General features: G+C 40.2%; 17 protein-coding genes. 7 read left to right on the forward strand and 10 right to left on the reverse strand.

The features are described 5' to 3' along the window. Nucleotides 1-76: 76 nt before the first annotated feature. Complete coding sequence (locus tag QVH07_RS00975; RefSeq protein WP_289998251.1) at nt 77-1,720, reverse strand: DUF748 domain-containing protein; 1,644 nt, start codon at nt 1,718-1,720, stop codon at nt 77-79. A 32-nt stretch (nt 1,721-1,752) separates the two neighbouring features. Here QVH07_RS00975 and QVH07_RS00980 point away from each other — a divergent pair, with 32 nt between their 5' ends. The 4 genes from QVH07_RS00980 to QVH07_RS00995 all read left to right on the forward strand — a co-directional run bounded on the left by QVH07_RS00980 (nt 1,753) and on the right by QVH07_RS00995 (nt 11,536). Next, entirely contained in the window at nt 1,753-3,285 is a 1,533-nt protein-coding gene (locus QVH07_RS00980; RefSeq protein ID WP_289998252.1) for a sulfatase-like hydrolase/transferase, read from the forward strand. Then, entirely contained in the window at nt 3,282-4,088 is an 807-nt protein-coding gene (locus QVH07_RS00985) for an endonuclease/exonuclease/phosphatase family protein (RefSeq protein ID WP_289998253.1), read from the forward strand. Before QVH07_RS00980 ends, QVH07_RS00985 begins: the two co-directional genes overlap by 4 nt. 104 nt (nt 4,089-4,192) lie before the next feature. Beyond that, nucleotides 4,193-6,409 carry a carotenoid oxygenase family protein gene (locus tag QVH07_RS00990; protein ID WP_289998254.1) on the forward strand — a complete coding sequence of 739 codons (2,217 nt, stop codon included), beginning with the start codon at nt 4,193-4,195 and terminating at the stop codon, nt 6,407-6,409. Beyond that, nucleotides 6,410-11,536 (forward strand): adenylate/guanylate cyclase domain-containing protein, encoded by a 5,127-nt coding sequence (locus tag QVH07_RS00995; RefSeq protein ID WP_289998255.1) that lies wholly within the window; start codon nt 6,410-6,412, stop codon nt 11,534-11,536. It begins immediately after the preceding gene. Between the two features lie 17 nt (nt 11,537-11,553). Here the strand turns inward: QVH07_RS00995 and QVH07_RS01000 are convergent, their stop codons facing one another. Beyond that, the gene (locus tag QVH07_RS01000; protein ID WP_289998256.1) at nt 11,554-12,945 is read right to left on the reverse strand and encodes a Gfo/Idh/MocA family protein; all 1,392 of its coding nucleotides are present in this window, start codon (nt 12,943-12,945) and stop codon (nt 11,554-11,556) included. Between the two features lie 161 nt (nt 12,946-13,106). Next, complete coding sequence (locus tag QVH07_RS01005; RefSeq protein WP_289998257.1) at nt 13,107-14,015, reverse strand: helix-turn-helix domain-containing protein; 909 nt, start codon at nt 14,013-14,015, stop codon at nt 13,107-13,109. A gap of 143 nt (nt 14,016-14,158) precedes the next feature. Here QVH07_RS01005 and QVH07_RS01010 point away from each other — a divergent pair, with 143 nt between their 5' ends. The 3 genes from QVH07_RS01010 to QVH07_RS01020 all read left to right on the forward strand — a co-directional run bounded on the left by QVH07_RS01010 (nt 14,159) and on the right by QVH07_RS01020 (nt 17,438). Beyond that, nucleotides 14,159-14,608: a nuclear transport factor 2 family protein gene (locus QVH07_RS01010; RefSeq protein ID WP_289998258.1), complete on the forward strand. Its 450-nt coding sequence runs from the start codon at nt 14,159-14,161 to the stop codon at nt 14,606-14,608. 97 nt (nt 14,609-14,705) lie between these two features. Beyond that, complete coding sequence (locus QVH07_RS01015; RefSeq protein ID WP_289998259.1) at nt 14,706-15,164, forward strand: (2Fe-2S)-binding protein; 459 nt, start codon at nt 14,706-14,708, stop codon at nt 15,162-15,164. Between the two features lie 12 nt (nt 15,165-15,176). Continuing rightward, nucleotides 15,177-17,438: a molybdopterin cofactor-binding domain-containing protein gene (locus QVH07_RS01020; RefSeq protein ID WP_289998260.1), complete on the forward strand. Its 2,262-nt coding sequence runs from the start codon at nt 15,177-15,179 to the stop codon at nt 17,436-17,438. Between the two features lie 64 nt (nt 17,439-17,502). On the opposite strand, the gene QVH07_RS01025 is transcribed toward QVH07_RS01020, so the two are convergent. The 7 genes from QVH07_RS01025 to QVH07_RS01055 all read right to left on the reverse strand — a co-directional run bounded on the left by QVH07_RS01025 (nt 17,503) and on the right by QVH07_RS01055 (nt 23,824). Further along, nucleotides 17,503-17,703, reverse strand: coding sequence for a YgaP family membrane protein (locus tag QVH07_RS01025; protein ID WP_289998261.1), 201 nt, complete (start codon nt 17,701-17,703; stop codon nt 17,503-17,505). Nucleotides 17,704-17,808: 105 nt separating this feature from the next. Then, nucleotides 17,809-18,849 (reverse strand): glycoside hydrolase family 113, encoded by a 1,041-nt coding sequence (locus tag QVH07_RS01030; protein ID WP_289998262.1) that lies wholly within the window; start codon nt 18,847-18,849, stop codon nt 17,809-17,811. 1 nt (nt 18,850) lies between these two features. Next, a complete protein-coding gene (locus QVH07_RS01035; RefSeq protein ID WP_289998263.1) occupies nt 18,851-20,068 on the reverse strand; it encodes a bifunctional alpha/beta hydrolase/OsmC family protein in 1,218 nt (405 codons plus the stop codon). A 13-nt stretch (nt 20,069-20,081) separates the two neighbouring features. Continuing rightward, nucleotides 20,082-20,822, reverse strand: a complete 741-nt coding sequence (locus QVH07_RS01040; RefSeq protein WP_289998264.1) for a DUF6503 family protein — start codon at nt 20,820-20,822, stop codon at nt 20,082-20,084. A gap of 56 nt (nt 20,823-20,878) precedes the next feature. Further along, nucleotides 20,879-21,616, reverse strand: coding sequence for a DUF6503 family protein (locus QVH07_RS01045; protein ID WP_289998265.1), 738 nt, complete (start codon nt 21,614-21,616; stop codon nt 20,879-20,881). Then, the gene (locus QVH07_RS01050) at nt 21,606-22,952 is read right to left on the reverse strand and encodes an MptA/MptB family glycosyltransferase (protein WP_289998266.1); all 1,347 of its coding nucleotides are present in this window, start codon (nt 22,950-22,952) and stop codon (nt 21,606-21,608) included. The genes QVH07_RS01045 and QVH07_RS01050 overlap by 11 nt, the downstream gene beginning before the upstream one ends. Beyond that, nucleotides 22,949-23,824: a hypothetical protein gene (locus QVH07_RS01055; protein ID WP_289998267.1), complete on the reverse strand. Its 876-nt coding sequence runs from the start codon at nt 23,822-23,824 to the stop codon at nt 22,949-22,951. The genes QVH07_RS01050 and QVH07_RS01055 overlap by 4 nt, the downstream gene beginning before the upstream one ends. Between the last annotated feature and the right edge of the window lie 2 nt (nt 23,825-23,826).

The following is a 23,826-nucleotide window of genomic DNA, read 5'->3' on the forward strand; positions in this document are numbered from 1 at the left end:
CGAAACTAAGAAAATAAGTTCTCAGTCACGCGATTTTGCCGAAGCATTCATCCAAAGAAAATAAATTTCGAATAAATCAATCTTGTTTTTCAGGTTTGGGAATAAACATTCGGGCTACCCCACTGGGTACGGTTTGAAAAACGCCATCTTTCACATTCACCCATAAAAAATTAAAGGGACCCCGATAAATATTTCGATACGAATAATATTCTGGTTCTTGATAGTGCTTATCGGACTGAATATGACTTTTGTGGTATGCTGCTTTACCGACCGTAGAAAGAAATTTATTTTCCTTCCTTGAATTACTTTTTAATATTTCTATTTCCAGATTGTCATATTCAATCTGAAACTTGTTTTTAGAACCCTTTAGGTCCCAGTTCATCTGGGCTTTCAGACCAAGAATTCTACCTTCATTGACCTTAACTCCTGCCATATTGATAAGAGTCTGGTTCAGCGATTTCATATCCATTGGACCTAAAGTTAGTTCAGCATCGACTGACATAGTCTCATAGTTTTCCTTAGCTATCAGATTAACCTTTCCTTCTCCATTTAATAAAGCGGAAAGCTCTATTTGGAGAGGTTTTTTCATCTCAATTGAATCTATCGTGGAAAGATTATAAAGCTTACAGTTGACATTTTCTAGAACCAAAGTCCCGGGAGAACTGCTTCCAATATTGATTTCAGAATAAGTAACCTTAGAATTTTTTATAGCTACGCTATTAATTCTTATGGGAATATCCAACGCTTTAAGCATGGCTGCATAATTCTGCTTGACCACATCTGGTGGCCTGGGAATATTTTTATCTCGTCCATCATTCAAAACCAAACTATCAATTTCCACTTTTTCAGCTATCACCACCAAAGAATTATAAAGAGAGCTAAGTGGGTTCACTTTAGAAAGTGTAATTGATTGAACGGAAAAATCGATTATGTCCTTTTGAAACTCTTCTTCCCTTGCTACTTCCTTCCAATCTCTATCGTGGGTCAGGGAGAAATCTGCTAAATGTAAACGTTCATTTCCATAGTCAAATTCAAAATTCCCAAGCCTCAAAATCTCACCTTCACTTATCTCCATTTCAAGATTTCGAAAAGCAGTATGCAAATCATTGAATTGGAATGGAATCGCATAATTCAGACGTTCAATATCCGTGGCTAAATTCTTTGCTTCAAGTTGAAAACCTTCAAATGACCCAATCTGCCTAAGAGTATCATTTTTTATGAATAAGGTGGCTTCACCCTCCGATAGGGTAAAGTTTTTTATTTCACCACGAGAAACAATATCCTTAAAAAGATCCTGAAATGACCCTGAACTTTTAGAGGCTTGTTCCCTTTTAGAATGTACCAAAGTGAATTTTGGTGCCTCAAATCTAAGTTCATCAATTGTCAGGCTTTGATTGAGTAAAAAGTCAATCACACCCACTCCATTCAAGAGTGCAAGGTCCACACTCCCTTCAATCGTATTGGAAGTGGTGGAATCGACATTGATGGGAATAATGGTAATCCCTTCCATTTTGACCTGAGTTTTAACCAAGTCAAAAGAAAAGGATTCATACCGAATATCGTATGCACGATCAGGATTAGAATTGATAGTTTCTTCAAACCGCTTTTCAAATTGGTTAACCACAAAGTGTTTAAGCAAAAGAAACCCTCCTATGACTACAAGAAGGATAACTGCGGTAATCTTGATTTTGAAATTCTTGCGTTTTTTGGGTAAACTCACAATCGCTTAATTTAGTCAGTCCAAAAAATTGAATGGCCCAATATAAAAATCTCTCTGCTTTATTTTTTCTTCTTGGATTTCTTTTGAAACCCTACGATTCTTCAGCCCAATGGGGTAAGGACAATATTCCTAATGTGGTTTTGATTTATACTGATGATCTAGGTTACGGCGATTTGTCTTTTGCCGGAGGCAAAATACCCACACCAAACATCGACAAACTCTTCGGAGAAGGTATAAATTTCACACATGCCTACAGCAGTGCTGCCACTTGCACACCTTCCAGATATAGCCTTCTTACAGGCGAGTATGCATGGCGTTCCAAAGGGAGAGGAGTTGCCAGAGGGAATGCTTCCGCGCTGATCGATTCAGGAAGGCAAACATTGGCGAGTGTCTTTAAAGAAGCAGGATTTAAAACAGCCGTAATCGGAAAATGGCATCTAGGTTTAGGAGGAGCCGATGGTCCGGATTGGAATGGAGTGATTAGTCCGGGACCATTGGATATTGGCTTTGATGAGGCTTTTCTTATTCCCGCTACCGGTGATCGAGTACCTACTGTTTTTGTAAAAAACGATCGTGTTTTGAATTTAGATCCATCAGATCCGATTACAGTGAGCTATGGAGAAAAGGTTGGAGATTGGCCTACCGGCAAAGAAAACCCGGAACTGCTTACCACCATGTATTCACATGGGCATGATCAAACAATAGTGAATGGAGTCAGTCGAATCGGATATATGACTGGTGGAAAATCGGCGCTTTGGCGAGATGAGGACATTTCAGATCGCTTGGTTGAAGAATCCCGGAAATTTATCTCAAACTCTGGAAATCAACCCTTTTTCTTGTATTTCTCAACTCATGACATACATGTTCCTCGAATTGCACATGAAAGGTGGCAAGGCCGAAGTGGATTTGGGCCACGGGGGGATGTGATTCTCCAGCTCGATGAGGCTGTCGGGATGATTCTGAACCACTTGGAAAAAGAGAAAAAACTCGATTCGACCTTAATCATTTTTACTAGTGATAATGGTCCGGTTTGGGATGACGGTTACGTGGACTTAGCTTTCGAGCTCATCGGTGACCATGATGCAACAGGTGGACTCAGAGGAGGAAAGTATTCAGCTTTTGAAGCTGGAACAAGGGTTCCTTTCGCAGTCTTCGGGCCAGGTATTCCGAAAGGGGAAACTCAGGAGACTATTTTCTCGCAAATCGATTTACTCGCGAGTTTTGCATCCTTGTTGGGGCAAAGTACGGACGTAAATTCTGCCCCAGATAGTGAAGACCATCACCTGGTTTTGCTTGGAAAAAGCGAAGAAGGACGTGAAGGTTTGGTGCAGGAAGCCATCAGTGGAGTTCTTTCTTATGTAAGTAATGATGGATTTAAGTATATTCCACCCAGCAATGGAGCAGCGATAGTTCCTTGGGGACCAAAAATCGAAACCGGTTTTTCAGAAAAACCCCAGCTTTACACTTTAAGTGATAAAAGGGAAGTTGAAAACCTCGCTGATAAAATGCCTGAAAAGCGGGCCGAACTAGCTAAAAAACTCCAGGCTGTGATAGACCAAAAATGAGATCAATTCTGTTTTTTTTAATTTTCTTTTGTCTGAGTTCTATGGCTCAGGCCCAAGAGTTCAAAGTGATGACTTTTAATATTTATCATGGAGAAAATCCAAATAAACCTGACTCAAGCAATTTTGCCGAGCTAGTAAATCTTATCATCCAAAAACAACCAGAAGTCATCGCCCTCCAAGAGGTAGATAGTATGACAGGCCGAAGTTCAAAATTTTTTGAAGAAAGAGTGGATATGATGTACAAGCTAATGAGAGAGACAGGATATCGTACCTATTTTGCCAAAGCCATGGACTATGATGGAGGAGGGTATGGTGAGGGGCTCTTGATGAAAAAGAGGCTGGAAAATAAAACCCAGAACTTATCGAATCCCGAAGGAGGCGAAACAAGAGCCGTGGCTTGGGGAAAAATCGAACTTAAAACAGAAGAAGAACTTTATTTCGGTGGTACTCATCTTTGTCATGAATTTGAAGGAAACAGACTAGCTCAGGTTAAAGAAATTTTCGCTTATGCTGACTCTTTAGATAGGGCTGCATTCATCGCGGGAGATTTTAATTTTGACCCAGAATCGATGGTGTATGATAGTATTCCTTCTCATTGGAAAGATGCTGGTCAGGTAGCCGGTATATCAGACCCAACTTTCGCTGGTGAAGAGGGCAAGAGAATTGACTATATATTTTATGACTCCAGGTATTTCGAATTGGTGGACTATGAAGTCTTAGAAGTGGATTTTTCGGATCACTATCCCGTTTTAGCTACCCTGCGACTGATCGGTCAAAAACCGATTGAAGAAGAAGAAAATTAAGTCTTGACCGCACAAGAGGGTGCAACAATGTTATCTGCTTTTTTTTTAGCATATTAGACCAGGAAGTGAATGGACCATTTCCTTGACTTAACACCTCGTAACATATGAAGAGATTTTTCTCTAAGGTGATTGATTTTTTCAAGCGCCTTTTCTCTGGCAATACTAAATCTCTGCCAGAAATAGACCCAAATCAAGAGCCATTACTCAAGACTTCTAGAAATGAAATTGAAGGCCGTCTAGAAGTAATTGAAGGTGAGTTTCCCAAGGATATGTTAGGCGCATGTCAAATTTCTTTACCGGTTGGGACAGTAAATTCTGGTGGTCTCCCCTTTCCTGCTAAAAATCATAAGGGACATAGAAACCCCGAGTACGGTTCTCCCATCATGAATGGGGACGGGATGGTGATACAGGTTAATCTAGCTCCTGAAACCCCAACTGTCAAGACCAAACTCATGAAGACTCCTTGCTACTATGCTGATGAAGCTACCAAGGAAGGGACAAAACATCATGGGTTGATGGGCTTTCATAATATGGGTATCACCAGGATGAGTATGGTTCTTGGTTCTAGAAATGAACTAAACACCGCCACTCAGCCAGTAAAATTCAAAGGGCAAAAAGTAGGAAGCTTGATGGCAACCTATGATGTAGGGCGCCCTTATTTGGTAGATCCTAAAACCCTTGAACTGGTAAGTCCAGTTGGAAAAGTAAAAGAATGGATGACTGCTGAACCTCCCATGGTTCCCTGGCCATTTGGCATAGTTCAAACCTCAGCTCATCCAGGATTTGACCCGATAACCCAAGAGCTTTTTACGGTTAACTATTCAAAAAATAAAAAAGCCTACACTCATCTGGAGCAATCTTATCATCACTTAAAACACAATCGAGCAGATTTCAAGGAAAAGCTTGAAGGTTTAGCTAATGAAGTTGTGGATCATCCTGATGATGAACATGTAAAGGCAAAAGTGGATAATTTCTTTGACAAGTTGAATCATCATGTGGACGGTAAACCTCACGACAAGGATGAGCCTAAAGGCGATGTTTTCATGAATTTAATTCGTTGGGATGGCACTGGCTCTTTTGTCCATTGGGAATTAAGTGATCAGACTGGTGACAAACTTGCAATTTATGAGTGCATGCACCAAATGGGCCTTACAAAAGATTACCTCATACTGACGGACTGTTCTTTTAAGTTTTCGCTGGATATGCTTTTTGACAATCCATTTCCTGAAAGTAAAATCATTGAGAGATTAATTAGAAGATTAGCTACTGTCAGGATGGAGCCTTTCACCACTACCTACATAATAAGAAGAAGAGACCTGAAGCCAGAAGGTGGCAAGGCCATAGCTTATAGGCTAGATCATCCTATCCCATTGGAAACTATTCACTATTCCTGTGATTATGACAATCCTGATGGAGTCGTCACCCTTTACGGTGTGCATAATGCAGCGACATGTATAGCAGAGTGGGTAAGAACTTTTGACCGAAGGGCCCTGGATGGAAAACCGGTAGACCCGGATTATTACAGCCTCTTTGCAGTCGGAAGCATGGACATCAGTAGATTTGGAAAATGGAAATTTGATGCAGAAAACTTGAAGCTTTTAAAGGATGAATCCAAAGTTTTTGAAGAGCCTGGCAAATACAAAGAAGACCATTTAGGACCAAATACCTGGGCTGTTGCCCTATATACTTATAGAGGAATCCTGTCCGCCGAAAAGCCTGTAAATAAAATTAAACAGATCTGGTTTGTGAGCGATGGAACGGTCAAAAATCTTCTCACTAAGTTCGTGTATGAACTTTATGAAGATTACCCGCATCGAAAATTAAGTCTTCATGAAATAAAAGATGCAACCGAAAGGGAACTTCCATTTGGTTTGACTCGGGTGAATACGGATACTATGGAGCCAGAGGATTATTACCAGTGTGACAGGAACACTTTCCTCCGTGGTGTACAATTTGTCGAAAGAAAAACCCGAAACGAGAACGTCCCTGAAGAAATGGATGGTTATTTATTTTGTCCTGTCCAGGTAGGTAATTCCGTAGATTCTAAACCAACAAAATATAGTTCAGAATTTTGGGTTTTTGATGCCACAGATGTGGCTAAAGGACCAATATGTAAATTGAAAAATGACGAGGTGAAATTTGCCTTCACACTTCATACCAGCTGGATTCCAAATGCTGAACCCTCAGATCAACAATACATAATCAAAACAAAGGAAGATTATGATGAAGCCATTAAGGATTTGGATTTAGGTGTAGATCGAGGTTTTCTGGAGAAGTTTTTTGAGGAAAATGTATACCCTCATTTTGAGCATAATCGGTAAATGCAGATTGTAGAGACTATAGACGTAAAAGAAGCGGAGCTATTTTACGAAAGTAACCGCTCAAGACTTTTCAAGGGAAAATCCCAAAAGGGAGATTTCATCCTTTTGAAAGACGATATCACCGGTGAAAAAGGACGTCTCTACAATGAAGCCATGCTGACCGAAAAAGTGGCGTTTCATGATCTCAATCCCCAGGTTTTAATTTATGAAGGAAGACAAGTAATCGTAAGAAAGTTTATTCCAGGTAAAAGTTTGAATAAACTGATTCCAGAAAATGGTCTGGAACTGGAAGATTTCCTTATTCTGAGTATTGAAGTTTGCAAAGAACTGGCAAGAGTACATGATAAAGGCTTGCTTCATAATGATATCAATCCAAAAAACTTCATCATCAACCTTAAGAGTAAAAAGGCTACGTTGATCGATTATGAATTCGCAACTAGTATGTCCAGTCAGAGTCTGGTCTATGACAGTAAGTTAAAGATTACAGGAACTGCTGATTACATCTCACCTGAGCAAACGGGAAGGATGAATCGCAAAATTGATCAAAGAAGTGATCTATACGGTTTGGGTGCCAGTTTCTATGAAATGATTACTGGCCATCCTCCATTCCAAAGTGAAGATTTTGTTGGGATGATTCATGCCCATCTAGCTGTGACCCCCAAGGCTCCTTCGCTACGTCGAGACTCAATTCTTCCGGCCCTTGACCAGATCATTTTGAAATTACTTTCAAAAAATGCTGAAGATAGGTACCAGACCTTAAATGGTTTGATTCATGATCTTGAATTCTGTAAAAAATATTTGGACCGAGCAGACCAACTCCTGGAATTTGCCCCGGGAAAAGTCGATGCATCCTCGAAGTTTTTGGTTTCTCAAAAGCTATTTGGAAGGGAAATTCAAATCAAAACCCTGAAAGATGCTTTTGAAAGGGCGACTCATAGGGAAAAAGAATTCTGCATAGTCAGAGGAGAGAGTGGAGCTGGGAAGAGTGAGCTTTGCAAAGAGCTGTATAAAAAGATAAGCCTCACGAATGGTTTGTTTATTTCTGGCTCTTTTGATGTTATGGATCGGCAAAGTCCTTATTTAGGCTTTATTCGTGCTTTTGAGCAGTTTTCGGATTGGCTAATCACTTCGAACTCCGAAAATCAAAAAAAATGGAAGACTGCCTTTGATAGACATTTGGGCGGCTTCGGTCAAGTGTTGGTCGAGTTAGCACCAAAACTTAAACACACACTCGGAAACCAGGCTGATCTTTTGCCACTTTCGGGGGTAGAGAATCAGCAGAGAATCCAATTCGCTATTAATTCTTTTTTGGAGGCAATTACCTCCACCGAACAGAGTATTGTTCTATATCTGGATGATTTTCAATGGGCCAATGACGCTTCCATAGATCTTCTTTCTTCCATCCTGAAGAATGAAAATCTAAGCAACATCCTGATTCTAATTACTTTCAGGTCCAATGAAGTAGATGATTCCCATCCATTACATAAGTGCATTTCGGAAGCGGTGGTTTTTGCTAAGGAGACCAATGATTTTCAGACCTCAATCATTGATGTGCCCCCTTTAAACAAAACAAACCTCGCGAAATTAGTCACTGAAACCTTGCGAGAAGAAGTGAGCGAGAAAAGTGAACTAATCGCTTTGATTCACAAAAAAACCAAGGGAAACCCTTTCGCAGTCAATAAGCTGCTGGAGTCTTTTTACGAAAGACAATTAATTCGATTTGATCACGCTTCCTCCAAATGGATCTGGGACCTGGATGACTTAAATGATACCGATTTAAGTGATGATATTTTAGACATTCTTCTTTCCAAAATAAAATCGCTTAACACTGAATCGCTTGAAATTATCAAGAAAGCCTCAGTCTTTGGTTCAGAGTTTCGACTTGATAATCTTGCTTTGGCTAGTAGAATGGGTGAGGCAGAAGTTCACCATTTACTTTGGCCTCTTATCCAAGAAGGCACTATCCTTCCAAAAACGAACGATTACAAGTTTCTTCCTGAATTCTATGAGGAGAATGGACAAAATGTGACGTTTAAATTTGCTCATGCAAGAATTCAGCAAGCCATTTATTCGCTGGTGGATGAGGAGGATAAAAAAAGACTCAATTATGAAATTGGCGAAATCTTAATAAAAAAAATTGATCAGAATGAGATTGGGGAAAGGGCGATTGAACTTGGTTCCCATTTCCTGCTTGGTGAGTCTCATCTGGCCTCAAGTCCAAATTTGAATCAGATAGGAAAACTTCTACTTCAGGCTGGTGAACAGTCCACTGAAGCAGCTGCCTTCGAAACGGCTCTGAAGTTTGACCTTTTGGGAATTAAGCTTTTGAAATCCACCCTTTCAGAGGAGGAGACCTTCAAAGTTTCAATCAGATCCTTGGAAAATGCCCTTCTTTCAGAAGATTTAGAATTAAAAGAAAAAATACAGCAAAAGATTCTCAGTGAATATACTTCGAAGGAACATCGCTTATTAACATTTGAGGTAATAATTCGATGTCTTGCTTTTCAAAATAACCCCAAAGAAGCAGTTAATCTGACTTACCAGGCTTTGCAAGAAGTGGGTATGAGCTTACCTAAAAAAGCCTCGGTACCTCAAATTCTATTAGGGTTAATAAAAATGGGTATCAAATTACCTTCGAAAAAATTTGACTCCCTGACGAGTTTGCCAACCACAGAAGACCGAGAGTTCATTGCCCTTTCAAAAGTCCTTTATTCTTCATTTCCGGCATTCCTTTTTAGTAATCCGCAGACCTACCCACTTGCCATTTTAAAATTACTGGAGCTTACTCTGAAAAATGGGCTTTCGCAGGAATCCCCCTCTGCCATCGCCAGCTACGGATTGATTTTGATTACTGCCATGAAGCAACCACAAAATGGCTATGAAATAATTCAAAAAGCCATGGAGCTTTCAAAAAGCTCAGGACAGGCTAAAAATATCGCAACAGTTTACATGGTTTATGTGGCTTTTGCGTCTTACATCCATGATAAACCTGAGCAATGCTATTCATATTTTGAAGAGGGCTTTTTGAATGGTGTGGAATATGGAAATATGGAGTACGCCTCATGGAACATTTTCTTCAAAGCAACTCTCCATTTTCACGAAGGAAAAAGTATTTCCCAGATTTTGGAGTCAGCCAGAAGGGCAAAACGGTTTGCAAGTCTCTATAATTTCCAGAATCAGGTGAGCATGATGGCTTTAATTGAAAAGTCCATTCTCATCCAGCAGATGTCACATTCTAAGGCCCTAGAAAAATTTAGCGAATGGGTTGAAAACCCCGGAAAAGAAGTACTAAAAGCCAAAGAAGAAGGGAATGAAGTATTCTTGTATACTTATTATGGAGATGCAGGAAATGCTGCCCTTTGGATAGGTAAAAACCAAGAGGCCTTTGAACATTATGAGCTTTTCAAAACCTATACAAAGAATCAACCACGCGGTTTTTTCTTAATCTATGAAGAATTCAATCGGGCTCTTAATGCTGCCATTTTAGTACATAAAAATGGTAACTGGAGTCATAACGGCATTTCTTTAAAATCAATTATTAAGGGCCAATTAAAGGCTTTGGATAAGCTTCGTAAGCTAAATAAATATCCTTTTGAGGCCTTTTATCTCTTCCTCAAGAATTACTTTCACTTTTTAAGGGATGAGGAAATAGATCAGTCTGAGGTTGATCAATCGATGACGATTTTAAAAGAAATAGAGAATTTCAGGTATCAAACTCTATTTGGAGAGATTTTTAGTAAACTAGCTGAATCTGAAAAGGAGAAAGAATCATTTTTAAATCATTCGATTCATTCTGCCAGAAAAATGGAGGCCATAGGAAAAGTAGAGGAGTTGTTGGGTATAACTCAGGATAAAAATATGAAAAGAGCAATTTTTCAAAATCTGGAATCGAATACCCGGAGCTCATCCTCATTCGAATATAGTTCGATAGATACCATGACACTTATAAAATCCATGGAGGCCTTGGTTGGTGAGATTAAACTGGAACCCTTGCTTGAAAAACTGCTGACCTTTGCAATGGAGAATTCAGGTGCTCAAGAAGGACATTTCATTGTGAATGGAAGTAATGGCTGGATAGTGGAAGTATCGGCAAAAACTAGTACAGAGGTAGTCACTAGTTTCCCCCATGAGGAACTTTCTGAAAGTAATGAGGTAAGCCAGTCAATCATTAATTATGCGAAGGGCACCAAAGAGTCCCTCTTGGTAGCCGATGCATTAAATACTCCCCCATACTCTTCTGATTCTGTGGTGAGATCAAAAAATATCAGATCAGTTCTTTGTATCCCTTTCATCAACCAGTCGAAGAGTTCAGGGATCATTTATTTAACCCACAGTGAAACTCCCGATGCCTTCCAAAAGGAAAATATTAATCTCATGCGACTCATGGCAGGTCAGATTGCCAGTATAATCGAGAATGCTCTTTTATATCAAAACATGGAGAATCTGGTTAAAGAAAGAACTGCTCAGTTAGAGGAGGAAAAGAAGAAAAGCGATGCTTTGCTTTTGAATATTTTACCAAAGGAAATCGCAGATGAACTGATAGAAAAAGGCCAGGCCAAAGCTAGACATCATGATTCCGTATCTGTAATGTTTGTGGATATCAAGGATTTCACTTCCATAGCAGAAAGGATGGCTCCGGATGAATTGGTAGAAACCCTGCATGAGTTTTTTGGCTCTTTTGATGCGATAATGCTGAAATATGGTTTAGAGAAAATTAAAACCATCGGAGACGCATACATGGCTGCAGGTGGGGTCCCAAGTCCCAGTCAAGATCATCACTCCAATATCATTTTGGCGGCATTTGAAATTCTCCGGAATGTGGATGAGTTAAATAAAGTCCATACCAAATCGAAGCAACCTATGTTCCATATCCGAATAGGTATTCACATCGGTCCTGTGGTAGCTGGTGTGGTAGGCAACAATAAGTTTGCTTATGATATCTGGGGAGATACCGTAAATATTGCCTCGAGGATGGAATCCAATTCTTCACCTGGTCGAATCAATATTTCTGAAGATCTATATCAGTTAATCAAGGATGACTTTGACTGTGAGCATCGAGGCGAATTAGAAGTAAAAAACAAAGGAAAGATGAACATGTACTTTGTCAATTATCCTAGAAGCATTTAAAGCCAATCCAATTTAAATCAATCCTCTCTCAAGCTAGTAGGCACAGGTTTATTATTCTTCCAGTTTCCGGCGGTGAAATCAGGCACATCGATAGAGTTGGATCGATTTGCCACCGACCACTCACTTAATGGACTTATTGCACTCCACAAGGCTGCATCATATACATCCTGATCCAAAGGAAGTCCATTTCTTAGGCAGTCCACCAATCTCCAATCCATCATGAAATCCATCCCTCCATGACCACCTACTTCCTTTGCTAATTCTCCTACTTTCTGAACGATTTCCGGGGTATATTCTTTCTCAAGTTCTTTCATCTCTTCCTCTTCCATCCAGCTGTGGCCCTGTGAAACTTTCTGCTCAGGATACTTTTGGGCAAAGCCTTCTGTACCGCTTACTACATGAAGTCGACTATATGGCCTTGGGGAGGTTACATCGTGCTGAATCATAATGCTTTTACCAAGCTTGGTTTTAACTACCGTGGTATTCATGTTACCTCTATAGTCCTTGGCGGCAAATTCATTCCAAAAAGCATCTTCTTCAGCCAATCGCTGCGCCTCTTTTTTCATCTGGAAATCATGGGAAGAAACAGAGCTTAGATAATCCATCTGATCTCCTCGGTTAATATTTAGAATCTGGCAAATTGGCCCCAAACCATGGGTCGGATAAAGGTTCCCATTTCTATAATTCTCTTTCAGCCTCCACATGCCCTGATAACCGTTTTCTTTATCAAAATTCAGCCAAAGCAAATCATGAATATACGCACCTTCAACATGAACCACTTCACCGAAAAATCCCTCTCGAGCCATTTTTAAAGTCATCAATTCAAAGAAATCATAACAACAATTCTCGAGCTGCATACAATGCTTCTGGGTTCTTTCTGAAGTCTCTACCAACTGCCAACATTCATCCACGGTTCTGGCTGCCGGAACTTCCACAGCCGCGTGCTTTCCCGCTTCCATAGCATATACTGCCATAGGGGTATGCCATTCCCATGGGGTAGCGATATAAATCAAATCCAAATCATCCCGCTCACACATTTCTTTCCAGGCATATGCACTTCCGGAATAACCCTCAGGTCTATGATCTGTCTCTTCGAGCAAAGCTTTGGCTTTTTCCACCCGATCTGGGAGTAAATCACAAAGAGCCTTAATTTCTACACCTTCAATCTTACTAAGGCGATTTACTGCACCTGGGCCACGCATGCCAAGCCCAACTATTCCTACTCGGACAGTTTCAAGCTTAGGTGCTGCGAAACCAGACATATTAAAAGATGAAATTCGACGATTCGCTTTATCGGCCTGTTTTGGAAGTTGATCAAACTCGGCAGCCAAAGCACTCTGCATTCCAACAAGTCCAAGCCCAGCTAAACCGGTCGATTTTAAAAACTCTCTTCTTTGATTTTTTTTCATGGTAAACGGTTCCCTTACGAAAGTGAAAATACTCAATATTTATCCATATTCCAGAAATGATGATATTCTAAAGGGAAAAGCTCATAAATCATTAAGAGATTGAGCTTCACAAAAGCTTTGGTTTTATATTTCTACTCTCCACGATAAAATTGGATTCAGAATTAATTCAAAGATTGCCGAAACTCCTTCGGAGACAAGCCAACTTGTTGTTTGAACAATCGGGAAAAGTGTTGAGGATATCGGAATCCTAAACCATAAGCTATTTCTGCGATTGAGAGCTCGGGATCATAAATCCTTTGTTTTGCAATTTCCATCAATTTCAATTGGATGAATTCTTGGGCGCTTTTTCCGGTTTGCTTTTTCACCAAATCACCAAAATAATTAGGAGAAAGGTTCAGCTTTCCAGCAAAATAAGCCACAGAAGGAATCCCATTTTCTTTTGCCATTCCTGACCAGATATATGTTTGGAGAGCCGAGCCAAATTGCTCAACTACATTCCTATTGACCGAATCTCGGGTAATAAACTGTCGGTCATAGAATCGCTGGCAATAATTTAAAAACAGCTCAATTGCTGATAAAATCACCGTTTTACTATGCTTGTCTATTCGTTCGGCAAGCTCATCTTCAATCTTTTGAAAGCAATCCAAAACAATTTGCCGCTCTTTGGGTGAAATATGTAAGGCCTCAGAAGTCTCGTAGGAGAAAAAGTTATAATCACCTATTTTTTTAACAAGATGGGTTCCTAGTAAAAGCTCTGGATGGAATAAGAGCGCATAACCCGAAATTTTTGGCCGCTTACCGATTTTAGAAATATTGACAACTTGTTCAGGACCTACGAAAACCAAGGTTCCTTCCTGGAAATCATAATTCTTTCGCCCATACCGAAGTTCACATTCCTCACCATCCTTGAGAAAAACTCCATAAAAGTGATATCGAACGGACTTTGGATCAGGATTCTTCGGCCATTCTCCCTTTGATAAATCTAATACTGTGACAAGAGGATGCAGACTTGATAACTTTAAAGGTTTACAGTAATCATTTACGTTTTTGAGATCTATGATTTCTTCCATGGTATTAGGATTTCGATCTTAAATAGAAAGTGTGTCTGGAAAATTAGGCGTTCCTGTAATAATGGTCGGTAATCCTGTAATTTCGGTAAGTAATTTATAATTAACGGGATATAGCTTTAAAGTTGAAACAGAATAAAATAATTATGAAGAAAATACTCTTTGGACTTGTTCTCCTAGTTGTTACATCTACTGGGTCTTTTGCTCAATCCTCTGAAGAAAAAGAAGTGTACCAACTATCGATGGATAAATGGCAATGGATGGCCGAAAAAGACGTCGAAAAACTCACTCCTTTATTTCATCCAGAGGCAAAATTCGTACACATGAGTGGAACATGGACGACCGCTAGAGAACTTGAAATCATAGAAACAGGAAGCATTTGGTACAAAAATGCTAAGGTTCATGATACAGCCATTAAAATATTTGGGAATACTGCAGTTGTTTGGAATCGAATTACTTTAACAACTTATGTGAGAGGCAGTGATGTGGAAAATGAGTTTACCGTGACAGAAGTTTATCAAAAAGAAGGTGCCGATTGGAAAATGTTGGCATTGACTTTCAGTAGTGTCAGAGATACGCATCAAATAGAAAAGTGATTGGCTATAAAATTCAAAAGAATTCTTCAGGTACAGTTTTCATTACAACCCGATAGTGCGAAGTAATTCTTAAATTAAAATTCTAAATCAATATGACATGGCACAATTCAACCTCAATATCAACGGAAAATCCCGGCAGGTCGATGTAGACCCGAACACCCCTATGCTTTGGGTTTTAAGGGATCATCTAGATTTGGTTGGCACTAAATTCGGATGCGGAATCGCCCAGTGTGGTGCATGTACCATCCATCTTGACGGAAACGCCGTAAGGTCCTGCCAACTTCCTGTTTCAGCGGCACAAGACGCTAAAATTACAACAATTGAAGGGCTTTCGGAGAATGGAGACCACCCGGTTCAGCAGGCATGGAAAGAACATGATGTTCCTCAGTGTGGGTACTGTCAGGCAGGCCAAATTATGAGTGCAGCTGCTTTGCTGGAAAGTAATCCTAAGCCCAGCGATGAGCAAATTGAAAATGCTATGAATGGAAATATTTGTCGCTGCGGTACCTATGTGCGGATTAAAGCAGCCGTGAAAACAGCTTCACAGAAACTCTAATCCATCAAAATCATGAAAACTTTAGATACCAAACTTAATCGAAGATCCTTTCTAAAAGCATCTGCCTTGGCAGGTGGAGGTATGATGCTCAGTTTTAGCTGGCTTGTGGGATGTAAACCCACGGAGGAGGAAATCCTTACCATGCCTGAAGAATGGTTTCAGTTGAATAGCTATATCAAGATTGGTGAAAACGGAGCCGTGACACTTTATTCTCCAAATCCTGAATTCGGGTCCAATGTGAAAACATCTATGCCCATGATTTTGGCTGAGGAACTGGATACCGATTGGAAAAATGTATTTGTTGAGCAAGCTGATTTTTATCCTGAGCGATATGACCGACAGTTCACCGGAGGAAGCCAGGGAATTCGTCAGGGATGGACGCCTTTAAGAACCGCAGGTGCCGCCGCCAGAGCAATGCTTGTTAATGCAGCTGCGCAAAGCTGGAATGTTCCAGTCTCAGAAATAACTACATCAGCTGGTCATCTTGAACACAAGGCTTCCGGCAAAAAGGCTCATTTTGGTGAAATGGCTTCTTTGGCTGCCACGCTGGAAATTCCTGAAGAAGTAACCCTTAAGGATATCAGTGACTTTACGATCATAGGAACTTCCAAGAAGAACGTTGATGCAGATAAAATTTTAACGGGTAAACCCATGTTTGCTCTTGATCATAAGGTGGCAGGAATGAAATATGCCGCAGTTGTCCATCCTCCTGCTTTTGGTATGCGACTTAAATCTTTTGACAAAAGCTCCGTGAGTGGAATGTCTGGAATAAAAGATGTTTTTCCTGTTTCCATTTTTAAGGATGATTATGCCAGGCATTTCTTTGACACCACTACTTTCCCTGAATTAATTGCCATTGTAGGTGATTCCACCTGGGAAGTAATGCAAGCAAAGAAAAAACTGGTAGCCGAATGGGAAGAAGCACCTGAAACTACATTCCCAATGGCAGGTCGAGGAGGGTCTACGATCACTTCGACTGTTCCGGCAGGACTAGAAAACTCTACTATCCATAAGCAGAAAATGGCTGAGTACATTCAAAAACCCGGAAATGTAGTTCGCAGGGATGGTGATCCTGAAGCGGCTTTTGCGCAAGCCGCCAAAGTTTTAGAAAGAACCTACACTGCTCCTTTTCTGGCACATAATACCATGGAGCCAATTAATTGTTTTGCTGATGTAAAGGCAGACAAAGTAGAAATTTATGGTCCTACCCAAGCTCCTGAAGCGATTATGGGAGCCTTAGTACAGGCATTAGAAATGCCACAGGAAAATATTCAAATTAATCTAGCCAGAATGGGTGGAGGTTTTGGAAGAAGAGCATACAGTCATCACATGGTAGAGGCAGCTTTGATCTCCAAAAAAATCCAGGCACCCATTAAAATGGTTTATACTCGTGAGGACGATATGTCTGCGGGGGTGTACCGACCCACTTACTCGGCCACATATAGAGCTGCTCTGGATGAGGACAATAATCTATTAGCATTTCATGTGAAAGCAGGAGGAATCCCCGAGACTCCATTGCATGCGAATCGATTCCCAGCAGGAGCGATCGATAATTATCTAGCAGAGGCCTGGGAAATACCTTCAAATATCACCATTGGAGCCTTTCGTGCACCGAGGTCTAATTTCATCGCAGGTGCGGAACAAAGTTTCTTGGATGAACTTGCCGAAGAAATGGGCAAAGACCCCATCGAATTTAGGCTGGAACTGCTAAAACGAGCTGAGACCAACCCGGTTGGGTCAAGGAATGATTACGACCCTAAGCGCTATGCAGGTGTTTTAGAACTAGTTCGAAAAAATTCCGATTGGAACAATCCCAAATCTGGTGTAAGTCGAGGAGTCTCTGCTTATTTCTGCCATAATTCCTATGTGGCTGAAGTCGTTGACACCAAAATTGTTGACAATCAGCCTTTAGTTGAATCGGTGTTTGCAGCAGTGGATTGTGGAATAGTCGTGAATCCTGATGCTGCTAGAAATATGGGGGAAGGGGCTATCGTAGATGGCATTGGAAATGCCTTTTATGGGGAAATGTCATTTGAAAATGGTGCTCCTACCAAAAGGAATTTTGATAAGTACCGGATGATCCGACATGAGGAGTCACCTAAAAATATAAAAGTCGATTTTGTTGAAAGTGATGTAGATCCAACTGGTTTGGGAGAACCACTTTTTCCACCTGTTTTCGCTGCTCTCGCCAATTCATTATATAAAGCCACGGGAAAAAGATATTACGATCAACCTTTTGCACCACAACTGGAAATGGAGAATTTAAGAATGTAACAATTACTATTTCAAGAGATAAAAGCCTGCTTCTTTCAGAGCAGGCTTTTCTTGTATTGATGGGTTAGTTTTTCGAGGTCTTCAGACCCAAAGCAACATAAAGCGGACAGAAACTCACCAAACTGGTGAGTATAAAAACACCCGCTAGGACAAGCCCGATAATTCCCAGAACTCCTGAAATTTGTCCAGAGAAGAATAAAATTACCAATACTGCAGCGACAAAAAGTCTTAATCCACGATCCAAACTTCCCATATTCTTTTTCATGATTTCTAATTTTTTTGGTTGTTGTTTGATTTTTAAATCTTACTGAAATTAGAATTGAAAAAGGAAAAGAGGAATGACAAAAGTCACAGTATCGGCTGATTTTCTTTAATCAGAATAGTACTTTCGCAGGACGTCCTCTGCCGTTTTTCCCTGAGGAGTAAAGTCTATGCCTTGTCTGGCTCCATGAGGAAACCACTTCCACCAGAAGGCGCCTGCCATCCAAGGTTCTTGCCAGACAGCTTCAAAAAATGCTTCATAACAAAGCGCCTGCATTTCTTCCGAGACGGTGGCATCCCTTCTGTCACTAGGCCACACCCAAGGTTCTACGGCAGCATCCTGAGTATTACAATATCCAATTTCTGTAAATACCACAGGTTTTTGGAATTTAGACGAAATTCTCTCTATCCTTTCTTTTGGTTCTTCCCAACCTTTGATCAGATCCTTCAATCCTGGAACTTTCTTTTTCGAAAGTGGGAAATAAGCCTGAACTCCTATGAAATCCAGCTCATCCCAAAATTCTATATGCTCAAACTCGGTGAAATTCGCTGCATAAATTAATTTACCGGAATACACCTTTTTCACCTGTGAAATAACTTTTCTCCAGTCTTCTTCACGGTGGGAAGTTCTCTCGAGTTCAGTGCCAATACAAAGGACCGGAATCTCCAATTTTTCAGCTAAAATTGCATAATCAAGGATGAATCCACGATAATTATCAAACCAGAGATTCCAATCTCCTTCATCCTTCATTTCTATCTCTCCCGGCCAACTACCCCTCACCCAGAGGTGTGGTTTAAGCACGTTTAAAATATTATGTTTTCTTGTGGAGTCAAGTGTGGCGGCTATACCTCTGGAAGACTCTCCCCACCACATTTCATCACTTTCCACTCTCCATCGGATATCAGGATTACTGGGATCAGATTGCCAGCCAAATGGAGTTTGTGAAATGGCATCAGCCCCTGTTTTCAACAAGTTTGCCACTTCTCCACCTTCTAAAGCTCTCCTTGAACCTACCCATGAAATTCCTTTCCACTTTTCCTTCGCGACAGCGGGTTTTAATGACCTTTCCTGATGGATAATATAAGCCAGAAACATAGCCAGGATTAAGCCTATGCTACTAAAAAGATATGTATTGCTTCTGCTAAACAATTCAAATTGGTTTGGTGATTATTTCAATCTCTTCACTGAGGGTTCGATGAACCGGACAACGATCTGCTATTTCCATTAATCTAGCTCTTTGCTTGTCATCAAGTTGACCCTCTATTTTTATCAAACGAGTGAATTGACCAACCTTTGACTTGGTCTCATTCGGATGTAAGGCATCTTCCTTATGAATATTCTCAAAATTCAAATAGACTTTCACTTCGGACACTTTCCAGTCTTTGCGCTCAGCATACATTTTCAAAGTCATGGCAGTACAGGTACCCAATGAAGACATTAACAAATCATAGGGAGTTGGACCAAGATTGGCTCCACCAACATCAACAGGCTCATCTGCAAGTAGGTGATGATATGGAGTCTTGACTTCAGTGGTAAAGCCTTTGCCGGATAACCTTATCAGCACCTGATTTCCTTTCAAGTCGTGAATAGGGCCTTCTGGCTCTTGCACTTTCACATACCGACTACCCCAGGAAGTGATTACTTCTGCAATGTAATTACTGTCATCATCATCATTAATCATATGTGATGCCCCATCAAGAGAAATAAAGCTTTTAGGATGGAATGCTGCCTGATAGATTTCTGCAGCGTTTTCTATATCAACGATCTCATCTTGAGGAGAATGAAAAATCAAAAGCGACTTTCTCAGTTTATTGAGAAATGAGCTGAGCGGCTTTTGCTCCAAATCATCCACAAATTGCTTATCAATTCGAAAAGGCCTGCCCCCAATATGAACTTCTGCAGAACCTTTTTCTTCCAATTCAGTCAAGCCATCTTTGAATAAATTTTTCACATGTGCCGGATAAGATGGGGCGCCTATGGTTACTATGGCTTCTACATTATCCAGTTTTGCGGATGCATAAAGTACCGCTGCACCACCAAGTGAATGCCCAACTAGTAGCTGAGGGGCCCGATAATGCTCTGTGAGATATTCCGTGGCATCTAGAAGGTCGGTAACATTAGACCCAAAAGAGGAATCTACCAGTTCCCCTTCACTCCTTCCCAGACCTGTGAAATCAAAACTTAAAACGCCTACCCCTGCATTTGATAGAGCCCTGGAAATCTTGGTAACTGCCGAAAAATTTTTGGAACAGGTGAAACAATGAGCGAAAAGTGCGAAGTACTTTGGGGTCTCATCCAGAGGTAGATATAAATCTGCAGCTAAATCGAATCCCCGGCTATTTTTAAATTTAAGCTTTTGAGGATTCATATAAATTTCGAGTTTAGTTAACTTCTATGTTTTCAAGATTTATCTCTGAAAGTAACTCTAATTCTCCAGAAATATAAAGTTCCTTCATTTTATCTACGGGCGTATTCTTATCCATCGGCTTGAAATTCAAGTAATTCTGAAATCGTATTCCACCCACTTCATTCACATCACTTACTTCTCTAAACCTGACTCCTCCCCCATCGGTATGGTAGCTATAGGCGAGGTAATCTACGTAGAAGTCCTCCACACCAATCCAGTACAAAAAAACGTCGTCAAAATCTTCTCCTCCACCTTCTTCCTTAAAAGTCACTTTGATTTGATGATAATTTTCACCTCTTATCTCAGTGATTCCCTCATAGGATTTAATAGCTGCAGGGTCATTTAGCCCGTAGGGCAAAAAAGCAAAATAAGCCACTGAGTTCACTGATCTGGAAAAAGCTCCTACTCTTTCATCAGTTAAAGTATCTATTTGAGCCCCATTTACTGTTCTTATGAATCCTCCATTATTCAGCACATCCTTAACCCTTCCAGTAGAATCCGTGAACTCCCTGCTGTATTCATATTCCTTTGGACTCTTGAAAATCTGATAATGTATATCCCTGAAGTCAAAACTGATGTGGGAGGTGAAGTAGTTTTCTCCCCCATGTGCGACAATGGCATTTCCCACTATCTTCTCAGCCTCGGTCCTGGAGCCACAAGACCAAATTAAAATAAGCACAAGGAAGATCATTATAAGTGAAGATTTACTTCTCATTTCAAAGGTTTTGGGGAAAAGGAAATTTTGAATAGTAAGGTTCATTTTTTTTTAACTCAATCAAATTCCAACTCATAATCAGAATAGCGATACCTAGCTCTAACATAAAGTTTTCGACCTTGATCGTCCACTCTGTAGCTAGTTCGGGCACCATGGAACATCATCCCTTCCACTTCTTCCATTTGTCCATTTATAATTAAACTTCGATGGTCGCTCAATTGAACTTCATTCCCTACGATAAGAAATGATTCAGGGTCAAAATAGTACCACCAAATGTCTGAATCTTCCCCATAAGTAACCTCTATGGTCAGGACTTTCTTCCCTCCATCGAATACCCCCTCTCCCAGATATTGCAGCTTTGCATTAGGATCCTGAAGAAGCTTCCACGGCTGCGCCAAAACATAAAATGCAGCATCGATTTCACTTTTCCTTTGGTCCAGAAAATCCTGATTCTTAACCTCATTCTCGCCCATGAAATAGCTCATTTGACTTCCATCCCAAGTACTGACATGCAATAGACTATCCTTTGTCCAGCTGATCTCTCCTTGAAACTGTGGCTTCAATTGAAAGGATTGGAGCTGATTAGTCTCATTCTCAGTATTGCCAAGCGAGTCAAGCAGGATAGTCCACTTTTTGAACGAGATTTTCCTAAGCTCTGACCATCTCTCCTGCCCACCGTGAGCTTCTGCAGATTTTTCCAGCAGAACAATGGCTTTTGAATCTCTAGTCTCAGATTCGCAGGAGAAAAGAAAAATGCAGATGGACATTAAATAAAAGGAAAATCTAATTTTCATTTTGGCTGACTTGAAAGGGATAGTTCAATTTATTTTGCCGGAATTCCCAAAAAACCAGTAAGAATACAGGAACATACTCAATCCACAAAAAAAGTGGATTCTCATAAAAATCAATATTTCCATAAGCCTGATAAGAGAATATAATGGTCCATGACCACAAAATCGCTGTTCTGGAATTGATCAAAACCGAAAGTCCCAGTACAGGAAGCAAGTACCAGGGATGAACCACAGGCTGTAAAAAAAGATAAATGAGATAAATGCTCACCCAAAGGCGGATAATTCCCGAAGTATCTCTCTTCGAATTCTTGACGCTAAACCAAATGATCAAAACGAAAGTAGTCAAACTCAAAATCTTGGTGAGAGTAGCTATGGTATTATAACCCTGTATCCAAAATCCAACCTCCCGAAGCAAATAATAAACCGATCCATTGAATTCAAATTTACCCTGATACAGGCGAATGCTTTCCCATAGATTCACATAGGATTGATCAATAATCAAGGGTGAAAAGGCAAGAAAAAAAATCAAAAGCCCTCCTAACCAAAAAGTGGGTTTTTTTCGAAAATTCTTATCAAAGAAAAGAGATGGGAGCAAAATTAAAGGAACCAGTTTAATTCCAACACCTGCAAAAAGCGAGGCCGATGTTCCAAAGACATTGGATCGGGAAATAAAGAATAAAGCTCCTAGAATAGATGCCAAAACCAGGCCTTCAAAATGAAGATTCCCGCTTATTTCCAGAATTGCCAGAGGATTTAACCAATACCAGCCTATCCTTGAAGAAGATAGTTTTAGGGTTAACAGCAGTTTACGTAAAAGAAAGAAAACACCCATTTCGGCAGAAACCAAAACCAGCCTTAAAATGATAATTGGGTAGATTATTTGAGAATCTGAGACTAAGCCAGCAAACCAAAAAATCAATTGATTGCTCGGAGGATAAATAGAGAAATACCCTTTTGAGTTCATCAATTGAAAGAGTTTCTCTAGATAAGAACTTATCAATTCTTGATTCTGAGCCATCCATTCTTTGGGGGGCATTTCATAGGGATTTGATCCCAAACCTAGTAACTCCCCATCCCAAAGAAACCGGGCATAATCATCTGAAAGATTGGGAACAGACCAAAAAAGGCTTAATCGAAAAATTAAGCCTATAAAAAAGAGTAGTTGCCAGGATATATTTTCGCTTTGCTTCGAAAGAAGCAACCCAATAAAAAAGCAAAAAGAATAAAGCCCAAATAGAAGGAAAAAACTCTCTCTATCTATTCCGTAACCTATCCAGATATAGGCCAGACATGCCAAGATGGACAAACCAAAATAGGCTATGGAGTTTTTTGATTTCAAAGTGAAAGGGCCTTCGCCAAATCATTATTTTCGGTGGAATTCAGATTCCAATAATCCAGTTGCCTCACCTTTTTTCTGAGAGCTTTTGTGACTAGAGTGTCTCCATTTCTACCTATTTCTTCCTCTTCCCATGAGAGAATCTCAAAGGGAAATTCTTTTTGGTATCGAATAGAGAGTTTTCTTCCGATATCTGCATAGTCCACCACCATCTCAGCGGTTAAAGCATTTACGGAATTCTTTGAAATAATGGCCTTTTGCTTCTTTAAATTAATATGAGAGAATCGCTGATAAATTAGCCCTGGAAATAATTCTGTTTCGCCCTCTTCAATCAGTTCAGGGTCTAATCTTAATAAGTTCCAAAGTTCATCCTCACTGGGTGCATTGACCTTGACTTCCTGATCTCCCTCACTTTGGAAATAGGAGAATTGCTGGATGCGATATCCGCCGTTTTTCCAATTCATTTGAGTGAATGATTGGCCACACCACTCCGTCATAGACGCCACAACTTTGGGGCTATTTTTATCCTCATAAACAGGTGTGAAGACAGAAAGCATGGTTTCATAAGGGTAAATTCCAGTTTGAAAAGATCTAGTCTTATTCAATTTCATCACCTTTTGAGCATCTGAAGGATTGCTCTGAGGGTCATCCAGTTTCACCTGATCTTTCCTGGAAAAATCCTCAGTTACAAAAATCATTACTGCTTCTCCTTTTCGTGACTCCCCATATCGAATTTGATCAAGTTCGTAAACATTAATTTCAGCACTATTTTGATACCAATATCCTCCGAATTTTTCTTCATCGATATTTGCCCTCTTGTTTTCCTGACAGCCAAAAAGTCCCAATACAATTACTGATAGAATTACTTTTTTCATGG

Source organism: Algoriphagus sediminis (assembly GCF_030403435.1).
Lineage (GTDB): Bacteria > Bacteroidota > Bacteroidia > Cytophagales > Cyclobacteriaceae > Algoriphagus > Algoriphagus sediminis.